This is a genomic window from Thiovibrio sp. JS02 (assembly GCF_053485635.1).
On the sequence record NZ_CM130715.1, the window covers coordinates 2,539,477 to 2,552,947 of the forward strand.

A 13,471-nucleotide genomic window follows, 5' to 3' on the forward strand; every position below is an offset into this window, starting at 1 on the left:
TCTCCGCCGGTTACGAATGATACTTGAAGGAAAGCGAAACCCGGGCCCGGTAGGCGGTCACCTTGCCGTCCTCGATCTTCATGTCCAGCTTGGTGACCTCGGCGACCCGGAGATCCTGCAGGCTCTTGCTCGCCGTCTCGATTGCCGTTTTCGCCGCAGCCTCCCAGGATTCGGTGCTGGTGCCCACCACTTCGATGATCTTGTAAACGCTCATGGTTGCCTCCTCCGTTTGGATTTGAGAAAAGGATTCCGGCACGGCTGTCACCCCGGATGGAATCCGAATGTTTTGCGCATCCCGTCGTCACGGGCAAGGGCGTGTTTTTGTCTGCGAATTGCCCATCAGGGCGGCGCTTTCCCGCCGAGGCCCGCGCCAGGCGGCATCGGCGCCCGCTCCGTGGCCAGCAGCAGTTCTTTCGCCCCGGCCTTTTTGGCGATGTCCATGGCCTGCATGACCCGGTCGTAGACCACCCTTTTGTCGGCGTTGATGATCACCGGTTCGCCGCCGCCCCGCAACCTCAGCTTCAGGGCGCTGAACAGCCGCGCCTCGTCAAGTACCCTTTCCTCCAGGAGAAACCGCCCCTCCCTGTCCACCACCACGATGAGCCGCTCCTCGACCTCGCCGAATTTCGAGCTGACCTGGGGAAGCTGCACGTCCACCCCTTCCCGGCTCACGAAACTGCTGGTCAGGAGAAAATAGATGAGCAGAAGAAAGACCATGTCGATGAGGGCGGTGAGATGGATGCTGGCCCGGGTCGGGGTGCGTCTGGCAAAGGCGAGCATGGTCAGGCCCCTTTCCGCTCGCGGTTCAGCCAGGCCTTGAAAAAGGCGATGGTCCGCTCCTCCAGGTTCACCTGGATGAGATTGAGCCGGTTTTCCAGGTGGTTGTGGAGAATGATCAGCGGGATGGCCACCGAGAGCCCCAGGGCGGTGGTGAGCATGGCCTCCCAGATGCCGCCGGCCAGCACCGCGGCGTTGACCCTGCCGCCCAGCCGCTCCACGGCGGCAAAGGCCTTGATCATGCCGAGCACGGTGCCGAGCAGGCCGAGGAGCGGCGCGATATTGGCCAGGGTGGCCAGGGTGCCCAGATGGCGGGCGAGATATTGAATCTCCCGGGATACGCCCTGGGAGAGCAGAAGCTCCATGGTCTGCCGGTCGGCCCGGGCAGAGGTCAGGGCATCGAGGAGGATGACGTTTAAGGGCTGGCGGGCGGCCCGGCGCAGGGGTTGCAGCAGATTGACCGCCTCGCCGGTGCGACTGTTCTCGATGAGGTCGCAGAGCAGCTCAAGGGTGTCGTCGGAGAAGGAAATCTTCCGGTAGAGAAGAAGGCGCTCGAAAAAGATGGTCAGCCCGGCCAGCGAGCAGAGCAGAATGGGAATCACCAGAATCCCGCCCCGACTCAAGATCTCCAGCATATCCCCCTCCCGTTTGCGCGCATGGAAGAACGTTGTCGCCCTGCCGTAACAGCCTTCTCCCTTGAAGGGTAGGCCCGTGGCCATGGCTTTGTCAAGGGGCGACAGGGCAAATGTGGAGAAAGCGCCCGGTTTCCGGACAACGCGCAAACATTACTTTTGACATTCTTCTTTTCTTCTCTGTAGCATGAGAACAAAAGCACCTTCCTTACCCTGACCGGCCGACGGCGGAGGCAACGCAATGACGAGAGACGCAACATCCGGAAAACGCATCTGGCTGCCCCTTGTCTGCGCCATTCTGATGGCGGCGACAATCTCCGCCCTGCCGGCCGCGGCGGCCGCGCCGGAACCAAAACCGGTCCTGGTCGGCTTTGACGCCGAGATCGGCCACACAACCAGCACCTCGGACGATGCCATCCACATGGGCATCCGCATCGCCATGGCCGAAATCAACGCCGCGGGCGGGGTGCTGGGCGGCAGGCCGCTGCAACTGGTGATCAAGGACCATCGCTCCGTGCCGGCCCGGGGGGTGAAAAATATCGGAGAATTCGCGGAAATCCCCGATCTGGTGGCGGTGGTGGGCGGCAAATTCAGCCCGGTGATGCTGGAAGAGATCCCCATCCTCCACGAAAAGAAAATGATTCTCCTCGACGCCTGGGGAGCGGCCGACGCCATCGTCGACCACGGCCGGACCCCCAACTTCTGCTTCCGCCTCTCCCTCAAGGACAGCTGGGCCATCCGGACCATGCTGGACCACGCCGCCCGGAAGGGAGCCAGACGGCTCGGGGTGCTGTTGCCCACCACCGGCTGGGGCAGGAGCAACGAAAAAGCCATCAAGGATTATCTCGCCGACCGGCCGGAACTTACCGTCACCACCACCCAATGGTATCTGTGGGGCGACAAATCCCTGGCGGACAAGTATGAAGCCGTCCGCAGCACCGGGGCCGAGGCGGTCATCCTGGTGGCCAACGAAGCTGAGGGCTCGATCCTGGTGAAAGAGGTGGCGGCCCTGCCGGCGGCTCAACGTCTCCCCATCATCAGCCACTGGGGCGTCACCGGCGGCGTCTTCACGCAGCTTGCCGGCGGGGCGATCGGCCTGGTCGATTTTTCCGTGGTACAGACCTACAGTTTTTTCGACAACCGGCGGGAACACAGGCTGACGCGATTTTACAAAACCGCGGCCCGGCTCTTCAACGTCGAAAAAGCGGAGGATATTCCCTCGCCGGTGGGCGTGGCCCATGCCTACGACCTGATCCATATCCTGGCCCTGGCCGTGAACAGGGCGGGCACCACCGAAAGGAGCGCCATCCGCGATGCCCTGGAGCAGGTGCGGGACTATGATGGTCTGATCAAGGCCTATCCCAGGCCGTTCACCCCGGAACGGCACGAGGCCCTGCAACCGGAAGACCTCTTCATGAGCAGGTTCCGGCCGGACGGCGCCATCCTGCGGATCCGGGAATAGACATGCCCAGAAGCATCGCCGACAAGATCTCCCTGGCCGCCCTTTCGCTCACCATGGCCGTTGTCCTGGCGCTGGGAGCGGCAAGCTACCTCTTCACCCGGCAGACCATCAAGGGGCAGATCGAGGAAAAGCTCTCCTTCGAAGCATCCCTCCTCGGCAACCGCCTGGAAACCCGTCTCGCCGGCATCAACGACGACATGCGGGACATGGCCGCGAACCTCATCATGGTCAACGCCCTCATCGACTCCACGGGACGGGATATGTACGTCGAGCCCTTCTTGAGCAGCTATCGCCTTCCGCACCAGATCCCCTGCCTGCTCACCCTCTGCGACTTCGAAGGAAAACCGCTTGTTTCCTGCGAAGAACAGAAACCATTCCTCTCCTACACAGCCAAGTCCCTGCTGAGCGAGGTGATCGATGGAGGGCGCCCCTTGGCGCTCCTGAGAAAAACCGACCCGGAAATCACCCTCCTCATCGCCCAGCCGGTTTTTTATGGCGCCACGGGCCGGGCGGAAGGGATGCTGGTCATGGAGTTGCCATTTTTTCAGCTTGTCACGAGTTGCCTGCCGGATGCGACGGCGGCCGAGGCGAAAATATTCACCCTTTCCGGCAGCCCGGGAGAAATCTGGACAAACCGCAAGGGGCGTCCGGTTCCGGGGCTGAGTACCACCGTCCCGCTCAAGACCGAGGCGCCCCTTGACCGGCTCGCCCTGGCCATTACCGTCGGCCAGAGCCTCAAGGAAGCCTATGCGCCCCTGACCGCCCTGACCGGCATCTATCTGGCCATCGGTCTTGCCGTGCTTATCGGGGCGGTCGCCGTCTCCCGAAGCATGGCCCGGCAACTGACCTCGCCCCTCCTTGCCCTGACCAGAGCCGCCGACCAGGTGACGAAAAACGGCACGGTCGAGGCGCAGATCTCGGTGACGAGCAACGACGAAATCACCCAGCTTGCCTCTTCCTTCAACACCATGCTCGCCCGCCTCCAGGAATCGCACGACCTTCTGGAGCAACGGGTGGCCGACCGCACCAACGAACTGGAAAGAATGAACAGGAAACTGGCGGCCGAGATACGGGAACGCATCCAGGCGGAAGCAAAATCCAGCGAGTACGCCGAAACGCAGGCGGTGCTTCTCCGGGAGGTCAACCACCGGGTCAAGAACAACCTGATCGCCATCATCGGCATGCTCCACCAGGAAGAGGACCGGGCCGGGGAAAAAGGCATGCACGAACACCAGAGGCGCATCCAGGAGATGGTCTGGCGGGTGGCCGGCCTGCTCACCGTGCATCGGCTTCTCTCCTCCGTAAAGTGGCAACCCCTGCTGTTGACCAACCTCTGCGAAAGCATTATCAGGGAGACCCTCAAGGGGCTGTCCGCCGCCAGCGCGTTCAGCCTGAGCGTTTCCCCCTCCGAAATCCGGGTGGACAGCGACCAGGCCCATTCCCTGGCCATGATCGTAAACGAGTTGTGCACCAACACCATGAAGTACGCGCTCCGCGGCCGGAGCAACGGCGCCATTGCGGTATCTGTCCGGCAAGTTGCCGACGGCATTGAGCTGACCTATCACGATGACGGCCCCGGGTTTCCCGAACCACTGTTACGGGGAGATTACTCGGAGAGCGGGATCGGCATCACTCTGCTGAACGGACTGGTGACGAGAAACCTGCAGGGGGCGCTCACCCTGACCAACGAAAACGGGGCCGTGGCCCGCCTCACCTTCCCGGCCGCGGCCCCGGCCCCTGCGAGCTGAGGCAAGGAGAAAGAGAGATGGGTGAGCGCCGGATCCGCCTGGTCATAGCGGAAGACGATTTTCTGGTTTCCGAAGAGATAAAACGGATACTGCGGGGCGCCGCCTACGAAATCGCGGGAGAGGCGAGCACCGGCCAGGAGGCGGTACGCCTGGTGGCGGAACTCAACCCCGACGCCGTGCTCATGGATGTCCGCATGCCGGGAATGGACGGCCTCACCGCCGCGCGGCGCATCGCGGTAGAACACCCGACTCCCATCGTGATCATGACCGCGTATGAATCGGAGGAACTGGTCGCGGAGGCCAGCGAAGCGGGAGTTGCCGCCTTCCTGACCAAGCCGCCGGTGCTCGCGGAAATCGACCGGGCCATAACCATCGCCCTGGCCCGGCATGCCGACCTGCGGGAACTGCGCCGGGTCAATCTTGAACTCAAGCAGGCCCTTGCCGAGATCAAAACCCTGCGGGGAATTCTGCCGATCTGCAGTTTCTGCAAAAAAATCCGCACCCCGGACGGCCATTGGGAAGACGTGGCCCTGCACATCAGTAAACATACCGAGGCGGAACCAAGCCACGGACTCTGCCCGGAGTGTTTCAAAAAGAATTATCCGGAACTGTATGAGAAAATAGAGAAAAAATAGAGCGGCCAGGGCCCGGGCCGCTCTTCCGCCTCATCTGCCGCGGCTCATCCCCCCCTTTTTTCCCCGAATCCCAGAGTGATCCAGAAAACCCTGCCCAGGGAGCGCAGGGGCTGACTTGGCCTGATCAGGTGATGCAGTTCGTGCATGGGCGGCTTCCCCTCTTCAGGGGGCAGGGAATACATGCAGGCCGCCGTTGATAATCCCAGGCCGCCCGCGATGAGAAAGCAGAGCCTGAAACCGGCCAGGCCCAAAAAATCGATGAGCAGGCCCGCCAGAATCGGCGGCAGGCCGTTGGCCGCCGAGACCGCGAGAATCCAGAGACTGGTATAGGCGACACGGCCCTCTGCTCCCACCCGACAGAGCATGCCCCGGGCGCTCACCATGACAAAGGCGGCGTTGAAAACCGTGGTGCAGACGATGACCGGCAGGGCAAGCAGCCCGGTAAAACGGCCCGCCGGCAGAAGAGCGAACCAGGAGAAGGCGAAGAGCGCGTGCGCGACGAGGAGCTGGATCATGGCCGGCACGCTGCCGAAGCGATCCGCGGCCCGCCCCCAGAAGCGGACGGTAAAGGCCACCCCGATGCCGCCGGCGGCGAGCAACAGCATGATCCTGGAGTCGGAATAAAACAAGATATCGCGAAGATACATCACCGAGGCGCCGTTGAGCCACATGAGGGAGGCGATCCCCAGCATGGCCAGGAGGAGAAACCTGCGGTAGTCCCGATCCGCCAGGGCCTGCCGCAAATCGGCGGGCCGGCTGGCCGCTTCGCCGACCGCCGCCCTGGCGCCGCCGGGAATCCTGCGGATGAGAAAGACGCTGACGAAACCCGCTCCGATGCCGGCCGCGTAAATCAGGAAAAATCTGCCCAGCCCCTGCTCAAGGGCAAGAATTTTTGCCATGCCCAGGGCAAGCAGGATGGCGATCATCTGGCTCATCGCGGTTTCGATGGAAAAGTAGGACCCCAGGAGCCGGCGGGGGACGAGTTCGTGCAGCCAGGGATACCAGCCTCCCACCCCCACGGCCCGGACCAGGGAAAAGGCCAGGGTGGCGAAAAGGAGAACATGCCAGGCCGCCGCCCGCCCCCAGCGGTCCATGGCCCAGGGGAGAAGAAAGATGGTCATGGCCAGGACGTTCCTCGCCAGCCAGGTGGCCAGGAGCAGCTTTTTGGGCCCCAGCCACTCCACCAGCGGCACGGCAAAGACCACCAGGAACATGGAGATGGGCAGAAAGGAGAGGAGCAGCCCCACCCAGGCCGGCGGCATCTCCACGGCCCGGGCAAAGAGAACCAGGGCCTGCCCGGCGATGCACTGCCAGGAAAAGACGTTGACCGCGGTGAAAAGCAGAAAAAGGCGGGGCGGAGCCGGAAGCCCCCGCAAGGCGCCCAGGTACGAACGGAACATGGTTATGTATCCTGCCGGGATTGGAAGTGAAAAAGAAACCATAGCAGCTTGGCGGGCGCCATGCAACGGCAACGAAAATAAAGAAAAAATCATTGACAGAACAAAAAAATGCAACGCAGAGGCGCACCGGCGCGGAGAAAACGGATCATCACCGCATCTCCCCTTGCCTTGCCGGGCCTCGCCGTCAAAAAAAAATGTTTTTCCGAGAGCATCACTTTTCTTCCCTGAAAAACGCTGGTATAGAGAGAGCAACAACGCTGGAAAGACTGCGCCTCATTTCGGGCGACGCCCCCTGAACTTTCCGCAGAAGAAAGAGGAAGCCCATGATCATCACCCCGGTAAGCACCGCCTCGGATGAAGGCAAACAAATACTCAACCGCTTGAGCGACCGCTTCCAGCCGGCGGACGACAAATGCCGGCAGACGGTGAGCGGGATCATCGCCGAGGTCCGCACACGCGGCGACGCGGCCCTCATCGACTATATCCGCAAATTCGACTCTCCCGATCTGACCATCGAGGCTCTGCGCGTCAGCGAGGAGGAGCTGCGGGCGGCCTTTGCCCAGGTGGACGACGACTTCATGGAGACCCTGGAGCTGGCCATCGAACGGATCTACCTTTTCCACGAACGGGAAAAGGAGCAGTCCTGGATGATGACCAGGGACGACGGCACCATCACCGGCCGCCTGGTCCAGCCGGTGGATTCCGCCGGCCTCTATGTGCCGGGCGGCCAGGGCGGCAAGACGCCCCTGGTTTCCTCGGTATTGATGAACGGCATTCCCGCCGCCATCGCCGGGGTGGCAAAGCGGATCATGATGACGCCGGCGGACGCAAGCGGCAAGATCAATCCGGCCCTGCTGGTGGCGGCCCAAGAGATCGGCATCACCGAGATCTACAAGGCGGGGAGCGCCTGGGCCATCGCCGCCCTGGCCTACGGCACCAGGACGGTGCCCGCCGTGGATGTGATCGTCGGCCCGGGCAACCAGTATGTCACCGAGGCCAAGCGCCAGGTTTCCGGCCGGGTGCGCATCGACATGATCGCCGGCCCCAGCGAGGTCCTGATCATTGCCGATGAAACGGCGGAGCCTTCCTATATCGCCGCCGACATGCTGGCCCAGGCCGAACACGACCCGCAGGCCCTGGCCATGTGCATCGCCACCGAAGAGACGATGGCCAGGGAGATCGCCGGCGAGCTTGAGAAACAGCTGGCCGAGCTTTCCCGGGCTGAAATCGCCGAAAAATCCCTGCGCGAGCGGGGGGTGATCCTCGTTGCCCGCGAGCTTGAGGAGGCCATTGTCCTGGCTAATGAAATCGCCGCCGAGCATCTGGAGTTGATGATCAGGGATCCCTTCGAATGGCTGACCCGGATCCGCCACGCCGGCGCCATCTTTCTGGGCCGCCACACCCCGGAATCGGCCGGCGATTATCTGGCCGGCCCCAACCATGTGCTGCCGACCATGGGCACGGCCCGCTTCTCCTCGGCCCTGGGCGTGGAGACCTTTGTGAAAAAATCGAGCCTGATCGCCTATTCCCGGGCGGCGCTCATCGCCGACAGCAAGCATATTCAAAAACTGGCAAACCTGGAGGGCCTCACCGCCCATGCCAGATCCGCGGCCATCCGCACCAGGAAAAAATAAGAACCTAAAGAGGCGTATTATGGGGAAGAAGATGAAGCGGATCATGGTGGCACTGCTGGCGACCCTGCTCTTTACCGCGGGCTGCGGCAAGCTTACCAAGGAAAACTACGACAAGCTGAAGATGGGCATGGAGTACGGCGAAGTGACAGCGCTGCTCGGCAATCCGGATAACTGCAGCGAGTCCATGGGCGCCAAGAGCTGCTCCTGGGGCGACGAGACCAGAAACATCACGGTGATGTTTCTGGCCGACAAAACCATGGCCTTCTCCAGCACCGGCATCAAATAGACGCCTTCCGAAGCAGCCGGCCGCGGGCGGCCGGCTGCTTTCCCTGTCTTTTCCCGTCTCCGCCGCTCCCCCATCTTTTCCCCTTCTTGACCCGCTGCGCCTCTCCCCTGTAAGATGAAAATCATGAGGAACCATCCTCCAGCCAGACCGGAAAAAAGGAGGTCAGTATGGCGAAAAAATCGTTTCCCCTGGCCGAGGTTTACGGCCTGCTCGAACCGGGGCCGGTGCTCCTGGTCTCCACCGCCCACCGGGGCAAAACGAACATCATGACCATCTCCTGGCACCTGATGATGGAGTTTGAGCCGCCCCTGGTGGGCTGCATAATCAGCGGCAACAGCTACAGCTTCACGCTCCTTGGGAAGAACAGGCAGTGCGTGCTCAACATCCCCACCGAGGAACTGGCCCAACAGGTGGTGGACTGCGGCAACACCTCAGGCCGCACGGTGGACAAGTTCAAGACCTTCGGCCTGACCCCGGTCGCCTCCGCCCGGGTCGCGGTCCCGCGCATAGAGGAATGCCATGCCAATCTTGAATGCAAGGTTGTGGATGATAGCCAGGTGGACAAATACAACCTTTTCATCCTTGAAGTGGTCCAGGCCTGGATCAGTCCAAGCCGGAAAACGCCGCGTACCCTGCATCACCGCGGCTACGGATCCTTCATGGTGGCGGGGAAGACAATCAGGATGCCTTCAAAAATGCGCTAGGCGCCTTGGCGCGAGATGAGAGTTGAGAAATGGCTATAAAAACAGGGGCGGAAACAGAGAGAAACGACCAGAATCTGACTGCGGCCCAGCGGGAACGGGAGCTGCGGGAAAAGGGCTACCGGGAAAAGGCCCTCAAGATCCACCCCTGGGTCTGCGCCCGCTGCGGCAGGGAGTTTTCCGGCAAAAAGCTGCGCGACCTCACCGTGCACCACAAGGATCACAACCACGAAAACAATCCGGCCGACGGCAGCAACTGGGAGCTGCTCTGCATCTACTGCCATGACAACGAGCACGGCAGGAACGCGGTGGCGGAAGCCTGCGGAGCCCTGCGGCCCGGGGAAGCCGAACGGATCGAGGCTTCCCAGACCCCTTTTGCCGGGCTGGCCGGCCTGCTCAAGGCCAAGACAACGGATTGAGAAAAAACTGGCGGTTCGTTCATAAATTGACCCTCGCGTCAAGTTGGGATATTATGCGCCCCTGAACCCCCAGAGCAGAATCACGCCAACACGCCCTTATCGTCCATGAAAACAGCGAACGAAATCTGGGACGCCCTCGGCGCCCTCTCCGAGGACGAGCTGTTCCACGTGATCACCAGGCTTTTTGCCTTTTACGAGGGGGAACTGCAGCGTGACCCGGACAGCCGCGAGGCCCGGCTCTTTTTCAGGAATCTCGCTGCCGCCATAACCCAGACCGGCCAATGCAACAGCAACAGACGCTGATTACCACGAAAACCGGAATACTCCGCAATACCCTGCTGGGCTTTCTCGCTCTTCTGGTCTGGGCCAACCCTGCTTCCGGCCAGGATAAAAAAGTCGACGGGATGTGCATGATCGAAGAACACAATGCCTGGCGGGCGCAGGTCGGCTCACCTGGCTTGCGCTGGTCCAAGAATCTTGCCAGGCAGGCGGCGAAATGGGCAGCAGTTCTCAAAAAGGATGGCTGCGCACTGCGGCACAGCCGCAGCAAAGGAGTTGGGGAAAACCTTTACTGGGCCAGCGCGAAAAAGACCGCGACCAGGAAAGATTCCTTTGGCCGCTGGATCTGGAAGAACAGCCCGCAGCAGGTCACGGAAAAGGATGTGGTCGCCAGCTGGGGCAGCGAGAAAAAATGGTACTCGCACCGGAACAACTCCTGCAACGCCCCGGACGGCGCCGGTTGCGGCCATTACACCCAGATGGTCTGGAAGACCACCACCGAGGTGGGCTGCGCCGCGGCAATCTGCGAAGATCAGTCCCAGATCTGGGTCTGCAATTACGCGCCGGCCGGCAATGTGGTCGGCCGGAAGCCTTATTGAACGACAGCCGCGCCTCCGCTCTTTGGCTGCGGACCGGAGGCGCGACAAACATTACAAAGTTGTAATATCCAGGAAATCTTCCGGTAATCCCGTGGCATTATCATCAGGAGACTTTCGGCTCCCCCGGGGTTGAAATATTTCTGCCGACAACATTGCAACCTTTTCCGTTCTCACGGAGGTCTTGAGCGTTGAGCAACAAAACAGGCGACGGCATTCTCGCGGACAATGCCAACTGGACCTTTTCCGGCGAAGTGGTCGAAAGCTTCGAAAGTCATGCGGAAAAGTCCATCCCTTTTTACCGGGAAGGCCACGAACTGGTGATCAAGCTGAGCGACTATTTTGTCAAGGACGACTCCATCTGTTACGAACTGGGCTCCTCCTGCGGCACCCTCTCGGACAGGCTGGCCGGCCGCCACCATTTCCGCAGGGCCAAGTTCATCGGCATCGAAAAGGAAACGGACATGGTGGGGTATGCCAAAACCAAATACCGGCGGAACAACCTCAATTTCGTTCATGAGGACGTCAACGGTTACGAGTACCAGAAATCCGATTTCATGGTTTCCTACTACCTCATCCAGTTCATCAGACCCAGCCAGCGACAGCAGCTGTTCGACAAGATCTATCAGTCGCTGAACTGGGGCGGCGCCTTTGTTCTTTTTGAAAAGGTCCGGGCCTGCGACGCCCGCTTCCAGGATATCATGACCGGTCTTTACACCGACTACAAGATCGAGCAGGGCTACACCTCCGAGGAAATCATCAACAAGTCCCGCAGCCTCAAGGGGGTGCTCGAACCATTTTCCACCCAGGGCAACATCGACCTGCTGAAAAGGGCCGGTTTTATCGATATCATCTCCGTGATGAAATATCTCTGTTTTGAAGGCTTTCTTGCCATCAAATAGGCGGCAAAACCGCGGCCCCCTCCACGTCGATGCCGCCCCGCCCCTCTCCCCGGCCCCCTCCTTCCTGAAACACTTGCCTTTCCTTCTCCTTCCGCACTATCATGAACAGAAGCGAAACCGGGGCCACAACGCCCATCACCGCGCCGGAAGGAGGGAGAAGCCATGGAACAGCAGCTGGAAACCGTGCAGGCCCTGATCAACAAGGTGGTCCTTTTCTTTGTCGACTACAGCTTCCAGGTGATCGGCGCCATCATCGTCCTCATCGCCGGCATCTTCATCGGCAACCGGGTCTCCGGCCTCATCGGCAGGCTTTGTGAAAAGAAAGGGCTCGACGTCACCCTGAGCCATTTCCTCGCCTCCATCGGCAAGGGCGTGGTGGTGGCCTTTGCGGTGATCATCGCCCTGAGCAAGTTCGGCATCACCATCACCCCCTTCATAGCGGCCATCGGCGCGGCCGCCTTCGGCGCCACCTACGCCATCCAGGGCCCGCTTTCCAATTACGGCGCCGGGCTTGCCATCATCATCGGCCGCCCTTTCCTGGTGGGAGACACCATTGAGGTGGCCGGGGTTTTCGGGGTGGTGGAGACGGTGAAACTCGCCCACACCACCTTGCGCACCGAAGATGGCGTTTCCATCACCATTCCCAACAAAAAAATTGTCGGCGAGATTCTGCACAACTCCGGCGGATACCGGATTGTCGAGGGTGTCGTGGGCATCAGTTACGGCGACGACCCGGAACAGGCGATCCGGGTCGTCCGCGAGACGCTGGCCGGCTTTGCCGAACTGCAGGGCGGGCCGGTTCCCCAGATCGGCATCGACGGCTTCGGCGACTCCGCCGTGCACCTCGGCTACCGGTTCTGGGCCCCGACCCGGAAATACATCGAGACCCTGCACGGGGTGAACCTGGCGGTGTACAAGGCACTGGCCAGGGCCGGGATCAGCATCCCCTTCCCGCAACGGGTGGTCACCATGGCCGCCGGCGAGAAAAAATCCTGAAAAAACAAGCCATTCCGGAAGCATTCATGTCCAGCGGCCAAACCCACGACACCGACGATCTGCTCAGGCTCGCCACCTATGCCTCCACCGCCACGGCCCTGATGCTCATCGCCGTCAAGCTGGCGGCCTGGATCATGACCGGCTCCCTGAGCGTCATGGCCTCGCTGGTGGACTCCTTCATGGACGCGGCCGCCTCCCTCATCAATCTCCTGGCGGTCCGCTACTCCCTGAAATCCGCGGACGAAGATCACCAGTACGGCCACGGCAAGGCGGAATCCCTGGCCGGTCTCGGCCAGGCCTCCTTCATCTGCGGCTCGGCCATCTTCCTGCTCATGCAGGCGGCGGAACGGCTGCGCAACCCCCAACCCCTGAACGCCGTCGGGGTCGGCATCGGGGTCATGGCCTTTGCCATTGCCGCCACCCTCATCCTCCTTATCTTTCAGGGCTACGTCATCAAACAGACCGGCTCCACCGCCATTAAAGCCGACGCCCTGCACTACAAAACCGATCTGCTCACCAACACGGCCAGCATCGGCGCCCTGTTTTTCGTCGCCGCGGGCTGGCCCCTTCTCGATCCACTCTGCGCCGCGGGTATCGCCGGCTATATCCTTTACAGCGCCTGGCAGATCGGCAAGGAGGCGATGCAGGTTCTGATGGACAGGGAACTGCCCGAAGCCACCCGCCAGGCCATCTGCGATCTGTCCCTGGCGCATGGGATGGTGCTGGGGATCCACGACCTGCGTACCCGCCAGTCCGGGCAGACCATGCTCATCCAGCTCCACCTCGATCTGGACCGGAACCTGCCGCTTGCCTCGGCGCATCAGGTGGCGAAAGAGGTGGAGCTGAAGATTCTGGCCGCCTACCCCAACGCCGACGTCATCATCCATCAGGATCCCAGCGAACCGGGGAAACGTCCGGGCCCATCCCGCGATTGCCTTTGATCTCCGTTGCCGTTTAAGGCTGGCATTGCCGGACCTACCTGTTATAATGGCGGCAAGGTTACA

The 13,471-nt window shown here is 61.5% G+C and carries 17 protein-coding genes; 13 read left to right on the top strand and 4 right to left on the bottom strand.

The window, feature by feature from the left end; genetic code table 11:
* Positions 1-10: 10 nt before the first annotated feature.
* From ACUUL3_RS11590 to ACUUL3_RS11600, 3 genes are all read right to left on the bottom strand, one after another.
* Positions 11-214 (bottom strand): dodecin family protein, encoded by a 204-nt coding sequence (locus tag ACUUL3_RS11590; RefSeq protein ID WP_448551530.1) that lies wholly within the window; start codon positions 212-214, stop codon positions 11-13.
* A 125-nt stretch (positions 215-339) separates the two neighbouring features.
* A complete protein-coding gene (locus tag ACUUL3_RS11595) occupies positions 340-780 on the bottom strand; it encodes an ExbD/TolR family protein (protein ID WP_448551532.1) in 441 nt (146 codons plus the stop codon).
* A gap of 2 nt (positions 781-782) precedes the next feature.
* Complete coding sequence (locus ACUUL3_RS11600) at positions 783-1,412, bottom strand: MotA/TolQ/ExbB proton channel family protein (RefSeq protein WP_448551533.1); 630 nt, start codon at positions 1,410-1,412, stop codon at positions 783-785.
* Positions 1,413-1,650: 238 nt separating this feature from the next.
* Between ACUUL3_RS11600 and ACUUL3_RS11605 the strand changes: the two genes are divergently transcribed.
* Genes ACUUL3_RS11605 through ACUUL3_RS11615 form a run of 3 tightly spaced genes read left to right on the top strand, consistent with a single transcriptional unit; the run spans position 1,651 to position 5,254 of the window.
* Positions 1,651-2,871, top strand: a complete 1,221-nt coding sequence (locus ACUUL3_RS11605; RefSeq protein WP_448551535.1) for an ABC transporter substrate-binding protein — start codon at positions 1,651-1,653, stop codon at positions 2,869-2,871.
* Positions 2,872-2,873: 2 nt separating this feature from the next.
* Positions 2,874-4,619, top strand: a complete 1,746-nt coding sequence (locus ACUUL3_RS11610; RefSeq protein ID WP_448551537.1) for a sensor histidine kinase — start codon at positions 2,874-2,876, stop codon at positions 4,617-4,619.
* A 17-nt stretch (positions 4,620-4,636) separates the two neighbouring features.
* Positions 4,637-5,254 carry an ANTAR domain-containing response regulator gene (locus ACUUL3_RS11615; RefSeq protein ID WP_448551539.1) on the top strand — a complete coding sequence of 206 codons (618 nt, stop codon included), beginning with the start codon at positions 4,637-4,639 and terminating at the stop codon, positions 5,252-5,254.
* 44 nt (positions 5,255-5,298) lie between these two features.
* Here the strand turns inward: ACUUL3_RS11615 and ACUUL3_RS11620 are convergent, their stop codons facing one another.
* Positions 5,299-6,654: a hypothetical protein gene (locus tag ACUUL3_RS11620; protein ID WP_448551541.1), complete on the bottom strand. Its 1,356-nt coding sequence runs from the start codon at positions 6,652-6,654 to the stop codon at positions 5,299-5,301.
* Between ACUUL3_RS11620 and ACUUL3_RS11625 the strand changes: the two genes are divergently transcribed.
* From ACUUL3_RS11625 to ACUUL3_RS11670, 10 genes are all read left to right on the top strand, one after another.
* Positions 6,653-7,012, top strand: coding sequence for a hypothetical protein (locus ACUUL3_RS11625; RefSeq protein ID WP_448551543.1), 360 nt, complete (start codon positions 6,653-6,655; stop codon positions 7,010-7,012). The genes ACUUL3_RS11620 and ACUUL3_RS11625 overlap by 2 nt on opposite strands.
* Entirely contained in the window at positions 6,978-8,288 is a 1,311-nt protein-coding gene (hisD, locus tag ACUUL3_RS11630; RefSeq protein WP_448551545.1) for a histidinol dehydrogenase, read from the top strand. The genes ACUUL3_RS11625 and hisD overlap by 35 nt, the downstream gene beginning before the upstream one ends.
* Positions 8,289-8,307: 19 nt before the next feature.
* Positions 8,308-8,574 (top strand): DUF3862 domain-containing protein, encoded by a 267-nt coding sequence (locus tag ACUUL3_RS11635; protein ID WP_448551547.1) that lies wholly within the window; start codon positions 8,308-8,310, stop codon positions 8,572-8,574.
* A 167-nt stretch (positions 8,575-8,741) separates the two neighbouring features.
* The gene (locus ACUUL3_RS11640; protein WP_448551549.1) at positions 8,742-9,278 is read left to right on the top strand and encodes a flavin reductase family protein; all 537 of its coding nucleotides are present in this window, start codon (positions 8,742-8,744) and stop codon (positions 9,276-9,278) included.
* Positions 9,279-9,307: 29 nt separating this feature from the next.
* Positions 9,308-9,694 (top strand): YajD family HNH nuclease, encoded by a 387-nt coding sequence (locus tag ACUUL3_RS11645; protein ID WP_448551550.1) that lies wholly within the window; start codon positions 9,308-9,310, stop codon positions 9,692-9,694.
* Positions 9,695-9,799: 105 nt separating this feature from the next.
* Entirely contained in the window at positions 9,800-9,997 is a 198-nt protein-coding gene (locus tag ACUUL3_RS11650; RefSeq protein ID WP_448551552.1) for a hypothetical protein, read from the top strand.
* A complete protein-coding gene (locus tag ACUUL3_RS11655; RefSeq protein WP_448551554.1) occupies positions 9,976-10,572 on the top strand; it encodes a CAP domain-containing protein in 597 nt (198 codons plus the stop codon). The genes ACUUL3_RS11650 and ACUUL3_RS11655 overlap by 22 nt, the downstream gene beginning before the upstream one ends.
* A 188-nt stretch (positions 10,573-10,760) precedes the next feature.
* Positions 10,761-11,471 (top strand): methyltransferase domain-containing protein, encoded by a 711-nt coding sequence (locus tag ACUUL3_RS11660; protein ID WP_448551555.1) that lies wholly within the window; start codon positions 10,761-10,763, stop codon positions 11,469-11,471.
* A gap of 162 nt (positions 11,472-11,633) precedes the next feature.
* A complete protein-coding gene (locus ACUUL3_RS11665) occupies positions 11,634-12,467 on the top strand; it encodes a mechanosensitive ion channel family protein (protein WP_448551557.1) in 834 nt (277 codons plus the stop codon).
* Between the two features lie 26 nt (positions 12,468-12,493).
* Entirely contained in the window at positions 12,494-13,408 is a 915-nt protein-coding gene (locus ACUUL3_RS11670) for a cation diffusion facilitator family transporter (protein ID WP_448551559.1), read from the top strand.
* Positions 13,409-13,471 lie beyond the last annotated feature (63 nt).